This window comes from Acetatifactor muris (assembly GCF_024623325.1).
Classification (GTDB): Bacteria; Bacillota; Clostridia; order Lachnospirales; family Lachnospiraceae; genus Acetatifactor; species Acetatifactor muris.
Map to the genome: position 1 here is coordinate 61217 of NZ_JANJZD010000021.1, position 12716 is coordinate 73932.

13 protein-coding genes are annotated in these 12716 nt (G+C 46.9%); 2 read left to right on the plus strand and 11 right to left on the minus strand.

Features of this window, described 5'->3' with window-relative positions:
- Positions 1–107: 107 nt before the first annotated feature.
- From NSB25_RS18800 to NSB25_RS18835, 8 genes are all read right to left on the minus strand, one after another.
- The gene (locus NSB25_RS18800) at positions 108–890 is read right to left on the minus strand and encodes a ThiF family adenylyltransferase (protein WP_103241265.1); all 783 of its coding nucleotides are present in this window, start codon (positions 888–890) and stop codon (positions 108–110) included.
- Positions 887–2188: a hypothetical protein gene (locus tag NSB25_RS18805; protein ID WP_146040130.1), complete on the minus strand. Its 1302-nt coding sequence runs from the start codon at positions 2186–2188 to the stop codon at positions 887–889. The genes NSB25_RS18800 and NSB25_RS18805 overlap by 4 nt, the downstream gene beginning before the upstream one ends.
- A 173-nt stretch (positions 2189–2361) precedes the next feature.
- On the minus strand, positions 2362–5538 hold the full coding sequence (locus tag NSB25_RS18810; RefSeq protein ID WP_172455210.1) for a helicase-related protein: 3177 nt from the start codon (positions 5536–5538) through the stop codon (positions 2362–2364).
- Positions 5539–5868: 330 nt separating this feature from the next.
- On the minus strand, positions 5869–7311 hold the full coding sequence (locus NSB25_RS18815; RefSeq protein WP_103241268.1) for a phosphoadenosine phosphosulfate reductase domain-containing protein: 1443 nt from the start codon (positions 7309–7311) through the stop codon (positions 5869–5871).
- Entirely contained in the window at positions 7292–7534 is a 243-nt protein-coding gene (locus NSB25_RS18820; protein WP_103241291.1) for a hypothetical protein, read from the minus strand. Before NSB25_RS18820 ends, NSB25_RS18815 begins: the two co-directional genes overlap by 20 nt.
- A gap of 169 nt (positions 7535–7703) precedes the next feature.
- The gene (locus NSB25_RS18825) at positions 7704–7982 is read right to left on the minus strand and encodes a hypothetical protein (protein ID WP_103241269.1); all 279 of its coding nucleotides are present in this window, start codon (positions 7980–7982) and stop codon (positions 7704–7706) included.
- A complete protein-coding gene (locus NSB25_RS18830; RefSeq protein WP_172455211.1) occupies positions 7979–8125 on the minus strand; it encodes a hypothetical protein in 147 nt (48 codons plus the stop codon). The genes NSB25_RS18825 and NSB25_RS18830 overlap by 4 nt, the downstream gene beginning before the upstream one ends.
- A gap of 64 nt (positions 8126–8189) precedes the next feature.
- On the minus strand, positions 8190–8414 hold the full coding sequence (locus NSB25_RS18835; RefSeq protein ID WP_103241270.1) for a sporulation initiation factor Spo0A C-terminal domain-containing protein: 225 nt from the start codon (positions 8412–8414) through the stop codon (positions 8190–8192).
- Positions 8415–8662: 248 nt separating this feature from the next.
- Between NSB25_RS18835 and NSB25_RS18840 the strand changes: the two genes are divergently transcribed.
- The gene (locus NSB25_RS18840; protein ID WP_172455212.1) at positions 8663–8992 is read left to right on the plus strand and encodes a helix-turn-helix domain-containing protein; all 330 of its coding nucleotides are present in this window, start codon (positions 8663–8665) and stop codon (positions 8990–8992) included.
- 217 nt (positions 8993–9209) lie between these two features.
- Here NSB25_RS18840 and NSB25_RS18845 read toward each other — a convergent pair whose 3' ends face one another.
- Positions 9210–11030, minus strand: a complete 1821-nt coding sequence (locus NSB25_RS18845; RefSeq protein ID WP_172455213.1) for a PsbP-related protein — start codon at positions 11028–11030, stop codon at positions 9210–9212.
- Complete coding sequence (locus tag NSB25_RS18850; RefSeq protein ID WP_172455214.1) at positions 11017–11883, minus strand: zinc ribbon domain-containing protein; 867 nt, start codon at positions 11881–11883, stop codon at positions 11017–11019. Before NSB25_RS18850 ends, NSB25_RS18845 begins: the two co-directional genes overlap by 14 nt.
- A gap of 129 nt (positions 11884–12012) precedes the next feature.
- Here NSB25_RS18850 and NSB25_RS18855 point away from each other — a divergent pair, with 129 nt between their 5' ends.
- Positions 12013–12360, plus strand: coding sequence for a helix-turn-helix domain-containing protein (locus tag NSB25_RS18855; protein ID WP_103241274.1), 348 nt, complete (start codon positions 12013–12015; stop codon positions 12358–12360).
- A gap of 28 nt (positions 12361–12388) precedes the next feature.
- Here the strand turns inward: NSB25_RS18855 and NSB25_RS18860 are convergent, their stop codons facing one another.
- Complete coding sequence (locus NSB25_RS18860) at positions 12389–12715, minus strand: hypothetical protein (protein WP_242982550.1); 327 nt, start codon at positions 12713–12715, stop codon at positions 12389–12391.
- Position 12716 lies beyond the last annotated feature (1 nt).

Here is a 12716-nt window from a genome sequence, read left to right on the forward strand (position 1 = left end):
GCGCCATTCGGCCCACTTTCCCGATCACCGAAAATGTATCCCAGATTCTGCGATACGAGGCCATGTATGGTTTTCATGTTTTTTTTCTGTGATTGTATTGACATCTTTTATGCCGCCTTTCTTTTTTGATTCTCCGGTTCCTTTCTTTTCCCTGACAGAACAGGCTTCAGGTTCACCGTCCTTGTGGAAAATGTGACGTTCTTTACCTCGATGCTGCCCAAGACAAGAATGTTATAGATGTATGCCACAACAGCCGCAGCCGCCATGATATTTGCCGTAATGCTCTGGGGAGCGGATACCGCCGCCTCCGCACATGACAGTTCCGTAGGAAATTTATCGGTCCTGTCCAGCACATCGGGATAAACCTCCCCGACGGGCTTATAGGAGGTCCTTCCCCCACGGCGTATCCCACATACCACCTGCCCGGTGTATTCCCCGTTGCCGCTGTCAATATAGACCAGCTCCTCTGATTTCCGAAATACCTGATGGCAGAGCTGGCGGCTTCTGTTGTTATCCACAGCGCCGATCAAGATAGGCAGTTCCTGCGGATATTTTTCGGAATCCATCCACACAGGGCGGCTCTCCGGCTTTACCAGTTCTGAAAGCATTTCCTCACTTTCAACAAATTCCGGAATGTACTGCGCTTCCATGCCAAAAGCGGAAGCATAGCGTTCCGCCAGTACCTGCGCCTTATTCTTCCCAAGGTCGGCGGCTATGAAGTTCTGCCGGACAAGGTTTTTCTCCTCAACAAGATCGCCGTCAGCAATGATTACTTTCACAGGCCGGTCAAGGGCATGGAGCAGCCTGTACAAATGCGGCGCAATATGCCCTCCTGTCCCGCCTGCCCCAAGCATGACGATTTTCACAGGCCTCTCAAGAGCGAACCTCATAAGATACCCACCTTCTTCCTGAGCTTTTTCCCCAGCTTCCCGCATTTGGAAGCCGCTTTATGGATCATTTTTTTATGGTGTTTTTTCACCTCCACATGCTCCTCCCACTCGTCCGGATACGGCTCCTCCATCAGCTCAAAGACTTCCGCAGGGTCGATATCCAGGAACTTTCCCCCATTGGAAATCCGTGTCCTGATTTCCGGCACAGGGCTGTCCATCCTTCCGACCACCGTGTACAGCCTGGTCGCCCTCTCGTCATGGTCGTCAATCGTAGAGAAGAATGCGTCCATCCGGTTATGGGAATGGATATCCATGTAATGGATATAGCGGTCGCACATATATTTCTCGCTGATCCGGCCCTCCACGGAAACTTCCGTCACAACCTGCTCCGGCGCATCGGCTATAAATTCCTGTTTTTCCTTATCCCAGTAGATATTGAGCAACGCTTCGCTCTCAGAATCATTGCTGATATAATGGCGGAAGAAAGCAAATACCTGCATCGTCAGCTTCAGCGGGATACGGGGCAGGGCAGGAGTGAACCCTGCCCGAACCTCAGAAAGCATGTCGCATCCGGCCGCCGTTGTGACAAACCTCCCCATCTCTGTATCCCGGATCTCATACACCCTGCCGTCACGGGACGGTACGATGGAAATCACTTTCCCGGCTTCCTCAGCCTCCTCCAGCGTAGCAAACACGCCTTTGTACTCTGCCGCTGTGCCTTTGCTCTGGGCGGTAACGCGGGGCTTTGCCTTGCAGACCGGATTCTTGTCCTTCGCTTTCTTCAAGCTGTCAAGGAACTCCTTGGATGCTTCCATGTCCGATTTCATTTTGCCGATACTGGTTCCCTTCGGGTCGGCAACGCTTTTGGTAATCTTGCCGTACTCCACCGTCCATGACACCCGCTTGCCGTCATCCAGTTCCGGGAAATCACCAGCTTTCTCAATACGCAGTTCATCAAAGGTCATGGAAGTATCGCTAATCGTCTCCGTTGCACCCGCATAGGCGAATACAGGCGGCTTTTCCTCCAGGTTCGGCTCTGCTTTCGCAGGTTTGGATTTCGGCGCATTTCCAGCCTCCGGAACAAGAGCCTTTGCCACTGATTCCTTGGATTCCTTCTCTGCCTGTTTGGAGGCTGTGCTGTCCGCTTTCGGCTGCTGGGCAGAAGCACTTTCCCCAGCATCATTTTTAACAGCAGTTCCCTCCTCAAGTAATTCCTCATCCATTGCAAACGGGTCAAAATCCTCGGCTACAGGTGCGCTCCCCAGGTCAAATAAGTTGTTGTTTTCCATGTTTTCCATATTCATTTGCTCCTTTTCTTATTTTTTATAATGACAGCGCTCCGGGAGAAGTTCCCTGAGCGCTGTTTTGATATGTTTTTTGTATGCTCCCTTGCAGATCATAGAATCAGACAGATATACGGTTATGTTCCTGCTATATAAGAATATCTCCCATAAGCAATATGCCGTTCCATTCAGGCCGCCATTGATTCCATAGCGAAATCATACAGCAGACTGTCTGTTCCCTTTACAATTCCATCCCATTCCGCCCTTCCCGGTCTGGTACTGTTTACAAAGGAAAGCAGAGCAACCGTTGGAACCGGCGCATTTGTACTGTATATGGTCATTTCCGATGTATCGTCTATGATATTGGAATATCCCTGATATACTGGCATATCTGCATGGATGACCGTATTATCATCAAAGCCATCATTTACATCCGCAGTATCTTCCGCAGCAACTCCGATATCTGCCTTTTTATCCGTGATTTCAAGCACAGCTTGTGGCTGGACAGGTTTCAGGATTGCCATCTTCTTAAATACGGCTCCCAAGTCCTCCACTTCATCTTTTATGCCCTGTGTCAGTTCACGGGCCAAAGCCGTTGTCATGTCCGCACAGTCAGACATTGCCGCAAGCCCTTCATCCGTAAAATTGCCCTCAATAATGCCAGCAACGGCCAGCTTTGACGCCATCAGCCTGACCGCACGGTTCTGCATGGTTCCCTCGTAATAAGAGAAATAAACCTCCACCCGCGGGGCTTTCTGGTTGATGCGCCACGACCGTCTGGAGGACTGCCGCAGGGTAAACAGGTTGTAGGAAATGTTGTAGTAATAAATCGTGGTAAAATCGTTTAAATCAAGGCCGGTTTCCACAAGGCTCGGATTGGTAATCAATACCTGAATCCCGTCCCTTACCTGGTTTTCCACCCATTCCTCCCTCTTATTCGGCGGGACGGCGACAGTCAGGATTCCCACCCTGTACCCGTTTTCTGTAAGGAGATTGAAAAGTTTTTCCTGGGTATCCGTCCTGATCCAGCTGGTGTAGATAAGGACACGCCCGCCTTCCTCAACTTTTTTCTGTACCACTTCCAGCACGGAATAATCTTTTTCATGCAGTTCCTGAAAGCTGGATGTGTCTTTCGGCACAATCAGTTCATCGCCGGTGACCGGATGCAGGATTGGCTTCTGTCCATAAGGCTGGTCAGGATAGACCGTCAGCAGCCCTAAATAAGCGGACATCACTTTCTTAGAAATATCCTTCTGAGAACGCAGGATATTTTTGAATCCAGCCTCCAGACGGCGGTATTCCCGTGCCACATCCTCATTCATCTGTAACTGTATGGGAATCTCCTCATATTCAGGCAGGTCTTTCCCCATATCATTCAAGCTTAAAAATGCCGCTGAATCCATGAGGAACCGGGAATACACCAGCGGGGACACGCCCGGAAGCTGCCGCTCCCTGAGCTTCCTTTTCGATGTGCGGCGGTTGGAATTGTAGTCCGGGGCCGCCACTTCGTAGATGCTCTCGGTCACGCCGTATTCCGAATTGAACTCCGTGGGCTTATCGTAACACTTGCCGTCCTTCAACATCAGGTCTGGGGAAATACGGTACAGCAGATGGAAGATGCCGGAGCTGTAGCCATTGATAAGCGTTGCCGTCATTCCAACTACTTTCTTTGCCGCCTGAAATAATTCCCCCATAGCATCGCCCTGGCCGGAATTATTGTTGTAATTGTGTAGTTCGTCAACAATCAGCCCGTCTATTTTTCCGTGCATATGACGCTTGATATAAGTTGACAGGGGGAATCTCCTGTATGCACCCGTATTGGGAAAGCATCCATCCGGATCATCCGCAACCGCCTGTACTGCACCATACAATGCCGGCTTCTTCTTCAATCCTTTCAGGTACTGGGCAGCCTGCCTGCGGTGGACGAAACCGAAGTTTGAAACCTTCACCCATTCCGTCTGCTGTTCCGGGCGCAGCGCTGTCCATAACAGGGAGCCGCAGTGTTCGCACTTGTGGTTCTGCTTATTTTCCCGCTTGAAGAATAATGCATCTGCCGGAACCCTGTATTTTGAACCATCGTCACTCAGTTCCATTTCTATTGTCCGGCTACAGTCAGGGCAGAGAAATGCCTTCCTCCGTTCATTCCATCTGACAGCGGGACGCTTCATATAGCCGTCACGGGCTTTCTCCTTCGACATAATCACATAGCATGTTTTACTGTCCCTTTCATATGCAGTGTAGGCGTTCTGCAGTTCCGTAATGCTGTTTATGACTACGGCGAACGTATCTGGCAGGGATTCCTCTATTTCCCGTACCCACTTCTTTGTCATATGGGAAGGGCACAGGACAATATTGAAATGCTTTTCCGGCCGTCCTCCAACATTTTTTCTCTGCTGGTAGGAATGAAGCGCGGCCAGCCCGATCTTTGTCTTTCCCGCCCCGCATTCCGCGATGCACAGGGTAGCCTTGCCCCGCTCTAAACAGCGTTTGTGCGCCTCGCATACTGCAAGCTGGGCGTCATACAGGCTGTACCCTGCATTCTTTTTGATGTTCCCATTCACTGCCAGTATCTCCGGCGACAGGGCTTCCACAGCCGGGTCAAACAGCGGCCGGAACTGGTTCTTGATGCGCTCCGCAATCATAACCCCAAATGCATCCAGATACTGTGTCACGGAACGGACAGCAGGGAATTTTCCTCCATCAGAGCCAGGGATTGCGATAGCGCCGGATTTCAGCCCGTCATTCATCACAGAGATAACATTCTCCTCACCCTTCGTTACAGAAAGCAGCCATACGTCAAACTTCTCCCGGCAGGAAATCACCTGCAGAGGCTTCAATATCTCCCTGTCCTGTAATTCTGACAGCACATATTCCTTGAATTCCGGTATCAGCGGGACGCCGGTTTTCTTGTCCAGCTCCTCAAACAGCCGGTCCCTGTCGCCCTGCTCGCAGAACAGGTAGCATTTACGGGGCATGTCCGGCTTATCTGCATTTTTGTCTTCTTCCCCGCCATTGCCGGCATTCACTTCCCCGTCACGGATTATCAGGGTAGCTTCTGCATAAATGCCGTCATGGGATAACTCCCTGCGGTACTGTTTCATACGGCTGCATAAAATAACAGGTTCACTGTCGATTTCTACCGTCACGGAACCGCCCCCATATATAGCGTCGCTCATGCCCTTGACGCTCTCAGGATACCCTCCGAACCGGACTGCCGTGATAAGGGAAGCATTTCCTTCTTTCTCAATCACTACCGTATCCGCATAGGTTTCCAGGCGTGTCTCCGCCTTTAGGTCGAAATATTCCATTTTCATCAGCTTTGCCCGCATGGTTCTGATCACCTCCTCATATTTTGGAGCATACAAAACAAGGCTCCCCAACATGGGCTGCCCTGCCGTATGCTGTCTTTTTGGTTTGTGGCAAGCCTACAAAGCTGCCGGTTTTATCTTTCCGATGATGCCAATAAATTTGATGATGGACATGGCGGAAGCGATTAACGCCGAAGCAGCCTTTAAAATATTTTCAAATAATTTGAGTTTCCCCAATGTAGCCCTCCTTTCTGTCATCCATTCATGGTCTGATAACGCTGATGTCTCAGGCGCTATTGATAGAATATATTGCTGTATTCCCTTCATATACGGCAGAATAGCAGTGAAGGCATTGGTCGTAATATATCCTGCCTGACAGTACCATACTCAGCACGGCCCACCCTCTGCGCCATGGAATGCCCCTGCCGGGTATTTCCATTCCTTCACATAAATATCCCCAACTGAAAAAACGCCAGTCTGTATGGAACGGACTGCCGCTTTATCTTCCCAATATACACATGATCCTGCATCCCCTACAAAGTCATCCAGGCACTTTTTATTATCAAGGGTAAATCCGAGTATCTCTTCATCCTGCCTTAATGACGCATATTCCTCCGGGTATATCTCCCTGATCCCGGCAAACAGTGACGGCGTAGAAAAGATGCACATAGCGCAGCTGCACCGGTTCCATCCGATACGGTAACAGGGATGGGGATTTACCTTATGGCGTTTCAATACTTCCCAGACATCTTTCTCGGAATAGTCAATCACCGCCCTCCACTGATGCACAATCCTGTGGGAGCGCTTCTCAGCATTGGTGCGGTGTATCTCCATCTCATTGTATCTTGACCGCCCAGCAGATTCCCCGCGCCGTTCGCCTGAGACAATCAGGATTTTCTTGTCCGTTCTAGTCTTTTCTAAATTGCTTGTCACACTGTCCTGCACCGCCGCTTTTAAACTGCCGGAACACCAGCGCCCCTGATGCGTGCCACCCTTTGCCGGAAATTTATGCCTCTTTCCTCCAATATCTTCCATCTTGTCAATATTCCTTATAACGGAATCCGCGACCTCCCTTTTTAGCTGCGCACTGCACCATCTTCCATTCCCAATGCTGCCCTTGCCCGGAAACTTCCGGCATTTCCCTCCCAGCCGTTCCAGTTCCCCCAGGCTATCCAGGTTCGCTATTACAGAATCAGCAACCATGATCTTTAAATATGCGCTGCACCACCTGCGGCTCAAATCCCCGGTCTTTGCGGGAAATTTCATTCTGTATCCGTATGCTTTTAACAGGGATTCCATTTCTTCCGTGGCTTGTTCCTTCAGTTTCTGGCATTTAATGTAGTTTGGGGAAAGCCTGCACTGCTTCACTTCCTGTGTATCAGGCTCAATCCATTCAACAGGCTCCGATGCCCCGATCCTGTATAATTCCCCGAAAAAGCCGTTCACACGGTAGGAGACACGCAGATCCACATTTTCCGCTTCTGCCAGCGCCCTGACATAATTCTGCGTACACCGCCAGTCCATGCGCCTTGAGGGATGCCCGCCGTCAATATCGTGATGCCAGAACTCAATCTTTGTTTTTGGCACGCCAAGCTCCAGCAGTTTATAATAGCAGGCTACGGAATCCTTGCCGCCGGACAGGAGGACTACGATCAGGTCATATTCCTCCAGCGGCAGTAATTCCGGCAGGTATGCTTTCTGGAAATGTTCGCTGTCTTTCCTGCCTTCTATTCGGGGCGTGATCCTGATGCCTTTCCCATATACCGGTTTGTCGGCGCAGCCTAAGACAACGGGAGTATCTCTGGTGCAGTCAATGTCTTTTATGAACATTCCTTTGGCTCCTTTCGTCATTCACCTGGTTATTTGGGAAGCTGGTAATTATCTCAAAATCCAGGATGCCTAAGCTACTGATAAATTTTTTTGTAGTCCGCAGGCCTCTTCCTATCTGACTGCCGCATATGTACTGGCGGAAATAATAGCCGCCATTCAGTTTCGCCACTTCCCACACTTTGTTACAATTATATCTGTCCCTGTAATATGTTCTTTTTACCATCCATTCAGCCTCCGTTTCAAAACCCAAAAAAGAACAGGAGCCCGAAAGCCCCTGTCCCTCTGTGATAATATCTTGATAAAATTCATTTCCAACAGCAACAATGTACATCTTTGAATGCCATTCCAAAATGCCGCCCTTCATAAAATAAATGTGCCTGTTACTGCCATTGCTAACAACATATGCTGTTTTCGCATAGTCTCTTTACTTCTTCCGCCGTCCATCCCTCTTTGAATCTGCCGCCAGACAACGCTTCTTCGGGATGGTCTTTAAAGTATGTACGGACTTTCTTAAATACAATATTCCTCATTGCATGGGCATCAGTGGAAGAATCATTGAAAGATTCCTCTAAGTCTTCCCACGTATATTGATATGTCCAATCCTGTGCGTCTCCTGTCACATACAGGGTTCTGTCTTTCTTTTCAATTCTTGGATATTTGATCTTTCTCATATATCAACCTCCTGCTTGAACTTCGCTTTAAGTAAGGATGATGTAAAAAGTGCAGAAAAATTCACCAGATAATTCTTCTCCGATGTATCGTCCAGCCGCTTTTCCATCCATCTGACGTTTTTCTTTGCGGCGGTAATCTCCATAGCATTCTCTCTCCCATCTTTTAAGAAAACTGTTATGCCCGCCAAGGAAGGCTCTGATAAATGCTTATATTCGATTGTTTATTCGGATTTCATTCACCATAAAACGGATAAATTCATCCGATGTCGGTATTTCTCCCGCACATGGCACCTTTCGTTGAAACGCTGCTGCCGCATCATCAGGTGGGTTTTTCCATGCCTCATTTATTGCAGCCTGTATTTCGGTCTTTACTTCTCTTACAGTAACACCGTTTGCTCTTGCGACTTTTTTCAGTATCTTCTCCATCTTCATATGCTTTCTCCTTATGATTCATTAGTACCATTTTTATGTTCTGTCAGTTTATGTGATGTAATCATAAACCATTTGACATGCAAAAGATGTCGAAACATGTAGTTTATAAAAATTTTATGATTTATTGGTTCATAAATCAGCAAATAATCACGTCTGATGAATCATTTTAGGATTAGCAAATGCTTCCTATACTTTATATGTACCATTAGTTCATGCTGTACGAACAAATTTTGAGAGAGGTGTTAATCATGGCAAATACATTTGATATGCTTTTAATGGGGGAACGGCTTCGGGCCTGCAGGGTAGCACGAAAACAGACAATGAAAGAATTTGCCGAAATATGCGGAATATCCGAACGGTATCTTGCAGATATTGAAAGAGGCGTAAAAGCCCCAAAGCTGGAAACCTTTGTAGGAATTGTAAATGCTGCCGGAATTTCCCCGGAGTATCTGCTGCAGGACAGCCTGAAAGCAGCAGATACAGGAAACCTTGTGCGAGATGCACTGGATATTCTTCCAAAAGAGCAGAGGGAGATATTTAAAACTTTTATTCTCCAGCTTGCCGACAGCATAAAATAAGACATTATAATTTTATTTTTGCAGGGGCAGTTATTTCTTGTGGCCATCTCCTGTATTTTATCGCCAAATTCCTTTCTACACAAAAAGGGCCCGGAATCGTACCAGGCCCTATATTTTGTATAAAATTTCTTCCTTACTTTAAAGAGAATATTTTACTATACTAATTTGTACCAGCATCTTCTCTTCCCATATTTTCAGAAACGGAGCCGGAAATTTTTTAGTTTCCTACCTTGGTATACATCCTGCTTCCATCTGAGAAGAATATGGTCAATACATCGCCGCTTACTGTATAATCAAAAGCTGCTTTTTGTTCTGCTGTATAGTACAGGTTTGATTCGTCCGCATACCATGTCAGGGGATTGTCTCCTATCATGCCAGTTCCATCAGCATAAAATTCTATATTTCCACCAAGCCCCTTCGAGTCATTATGTATCCATGTGCCGGTCAGGTCAGTACTACCCGTTTTTTCCCGATAATAGTAGCCATATTCGCTGGCCTCCGGAATTCGCGATTTGTCCAGATTCAACTCATCCGTTACCACATCTTCACCATTGATTCTCCTCTTGCCCTCGCCGAGTGCATATTTATATTCAGTATTGTAAATGGCAGTAAGTATCAGGCGGCCATTGGATGCTTCCCAGGCAACGCTGTCCGGTTTGCGATTACGGCTGTTCCAGAAACTGAAAACTTCAGATACAGTTCCGTTATCGTTCAAAGTAAGCGCATTCCCATCATATGCTCTCCATCTTCCCATCAGTTCAGGATCTAATTCCGCCTGACTGCCTTCATAATCCATGGCATTATCCTTCCAAATCTCTGTCTTGCCAGGCAATCCATCTTCATCCAATCCTAATAAGATGCTGTAACCGTCAAAAAACCATCTTACCTCAAGCAAATCAAATGTTTCCTCGTAATCTGGTTCCCGCCCAAAGATTTTGACCAGCTTATCGTAATCATGATTAAGGTCCTGGCCATTCAGCTCAAATTTCTCTGGATCTCCAGCAAAATATGAAACATATCCTGCGCTGTCAAAATTAGCCATTGCGACAAGACGTTCACCATCTTCGCTCAGGATTTGGACAAAATTTTCATCACTATATTCGTCTGCCTCACCGAAAGCGGCAATTACGTCTTCCGCTTTCATCTCCATAATTGTATCAACCGGAACACCATTATAGAGCAGATTGTCAGCAATTTGCTTTTCATTGGCCGAATCAATTTCGCCGGTATCGACAGCAGTAATCTTATAGCTGTCTATTATGGCATCAAAAAACCTTTGGTTGTTGCCAGGGTTTTCTCCAGCCCAGCAAAATTCCACCCTATATATATTAGAATTTGCAGAATAGAAATATACTTGAAATACAGTATCCCCTGAAGCCGCCATTAACATTCTTGCCGGTACTTTGTCCAATTCAACCACCGATGTCTCATTAATTTCTAAATCATCACCGGATGTGGTTCCAGCATCATTTTTAAAGCTTTCCGCAAATTCTTCATCATCGCCAAACAGATACTCAACATCTTCTTGGGACGCTTCAAATTTTGATACTAAAACGTAAGTGTTGTTCTCAGGTATATCTTTATTTTCATTTGCCAAAACAACCAAAGGTATTTGTGAATCATTAAACCACTCGCCATACTGATCTGCATTAACAGGAACCCATGCGCTTGGATATTGGAAGGATATCCCTTCTTCTTTATTTGTGTAAGTTTCAGAGAGCTTTACATTTGTAGAATCCTGCTGTGAATTTATATATTCCTCATCCTTTTCTGCCTGCTCGCCTCTCTCTTCTATATCCCCAGAATTTGCCACAATCAGTATCACAATAAAGGCAAATACGATAGCCAATATAATGAATACTTTCTTAGATTTCTTTTTCTTCTGGACAGCCGCTGGTGTCTTGCCTATCGGCTGTACTAAGCTTGCCGGATTTGATGCTGCTGACTGCGCAGAGGCATCCTTGATCAATTTCGCGCCGCATTTCTGGCAGAACTCTGCACCATCCAGTACCTTTTCACCACACTTAGGACAAAACATTTCCATTACCTCCTTCTATGCCGCTGTATTTCAAATAATATTCCATAACCGCCTGCAGTATGGGGGTAGTTTTAACCATACAGATATACTTTGACGGCCAGGGGAATTTCATAGCTGTGCTAAAATAGTATTTCATCCCATTAGAACCGGAAATTTCTCCATCAGGCTCTATCCAAATCACAACAAAGCACCTTTGCTTTCGCCCAAATCCAGTACCAACTTTAGCTGCTGAAGCTGTGATTGAGTTCAGTGTATGTGCAGTCACAGCACCCTGTACCCCGGCCCCTCTATAATTTATGTAGTTCCATTCATGGAAATAGGGGGACAAGTAACTCAAATGTCCATTTAGAAACTGAATCAACCCATCTGAATCAATTTTGCCACTGATTTTCTTTATAGAGCCCTTGACCCGGGAACCTTTCATAAAATCCGTCAGGAGTGCTGCCGGGTATCCAAAGAAAAGTCCGAACAGCAATGCTAATAAAGGTCCGCCTGCCAGAAAACCTACAATTGCCGGAATCCCAAAACATATCCATATGAATTTTTGCGATACACGGCTATCAAGTAGTTCCTCCGCTGATTGAAATTTTGTCGTCTGTTGAACATGATTGTCTACAAATGCTTTGAAATCAGTTCCATAATCAACATTCCCTTCGGTTGGCATAGCTACCTGAACAGATGCAGCATATGATTCGTATACCGGTTTCCCAACACTCTCCTCTTCCTGTTTGGTTCTTCCTGTAGTAGTTTTTAGGTCCTGCGGTTGAATATCCCCATTCGCTACTTTTGCGCCACATTTGTGGCAAAATATTGATCCTTCTTTTATTTGCGCTCCGCATTTATGACAATACATTATTTTCATCCTCCCTTTTAACTCAGGCATTACGCCTATAATAACTCATTCGCTTATGCAGTCCATTCTACCATAGCTCATTCGCCTATACAATACAAATATCAGAATTTTAGACGAGGAGATACAGATATGGATTATAAATTACTGGGACAAAGAATCCGTGCGGCCCGGTTAGCCGCAGGGCTGTCACAAGAACAGTTGGCCGAAATGGTTGGACTGACCAGCCAGCACATTTCCCACACAGAGGTCGCTTCAACCAAAATCAGCCTGCCGGCGCTTGTAAAGATTGCCAATGCCCTGCATACCAGTGTAGACAGGCTACTGTCCGACAGCGTACACGATTCAAAGCCGCATCTGCTGGGTGACGTGCAGAAAGTCTTTTCCGACTGTGACCCCGATGAGGTGTACGTTATGCTGGAAGCTGCCAATGCCGTCAAAAAGTCTATCCGGATACGGAAGCTGAAGCGCATGGAATAAGATGAGGCCTGCGTGTCTTTGCACCGCATTATTCATCCTCATCTTCATCCCTCCGCTTGCGCAGCATCGTCTCAATAAATTTGACCGTATATCCGGCAGCTCTGGCAATCTTGGCACGCTCACGCCTGTCTGTTGTCTGTTTTGCCAGGTCTGCCACGAACTCCGGGCGATAGAGCCGCATGGGGCAGTCAATTTTATCGCCCCGGAAGTATTTGAACAGTTTGAGCATACCGTCGCGACCGATCAGTTCAAAAAGTTCCAGATAGATGTCATTCAGGGCTTCACCTTCATTCCCATCAACCCCAAAGGCTTCGTAAACCATTTCTTCATTCAGATTGTCCAGGTCAATGTTCATC